This window comes from Alishewanella agri BL06 (assembly GCF_000272005.1).
Classification (GTDB): Bacteria; Pseudomonadota; Gammaproteobacteria; order Enterobacterales; family Alteromonadaceae; genus Alishewanella; species Alishewanella agri.
This window is the reverse complement of the sequence record NZ_AKKU01000019.1, coordinates 1-680: the sequence shown is the minus strand read 5'-3', so window position 1 is coordinate 680 and position 680 is coordinate 1. Positions and strand designations below refer to the sequence as shown.

General features: G+C 47.2%; 2 tRNA genes. Both read right to left on the bottom strand.

The annotated features are described in order from the left end of the window. Positions 1–141: 141 nt before the first annotated feature. Positions 142–217: transfer RNA gene (locus tag AGRI_RS11290), tRNA-Ala, on the bottom strand. Between the two features lie 230 nt (positions 218–447). Further along, positions 448–524, bottom strand: a tRNA-Ile gene (locus AGRI_RS11285). Positions 525–680: the final 156 nt, after the last annotated feature.

The window sequence follows — 680 nt, the reverse complement described above, 5'->3', positions numbered from 1 at the left end:
ATAAAAACTTAAAACTAAGTGCTTATATTTGAATTTCCAGAGCAATCATTATCAGTGTAACCAACGGCTTTTAGGCTAGGCCCGGTGAACCGAAGCATACTTAGGTATGTGATGTTCGCTGCAACAACGCATAAAAGGTGTTGGTGGAGTTAAGCGGGATCGAACCGCTGACCTCCTGCGTGCAAGGCAGGCGCTCTCCCAGCTGAGCTATAACCCCTCTTCTTGCTTCTGCTTTTTCCTTTATGCCGCGTTATGCTTCCTCACTCACTCGGTCATGTACCTGATGTACACTCCCTCACTCGTTCGTCGCATGCCTTGCCTAAAGCAAAAATCATCGCAATAAGTCTTTCTATGGTCTTTGCTCTCTATTCGTTGTCAGGCTAGGCGCAGTAAACCGAAGCATACTTTCGTATGTGAGGTTTGCTGCAACAACGCCTGGCGGCGAATTGGTTGGTCTGAGTAGACTCGAACTACCGACCTCACCCTTATCAGGGGTGCGCTCTAACCACCTGAGCTACAGACCAATTTTAACTGTCTGTTTTCCTTATTGCTTCGCTGCTCACTCGCTTATTCGGTCATGTACTACTTGTACACTCCCTCATTCGCTCGCTCTGCGGCTCGCACTAAGCAAAACATCCTGCGTTAAACTCACATTTAACGTTAACACTGTTTGCTCTATC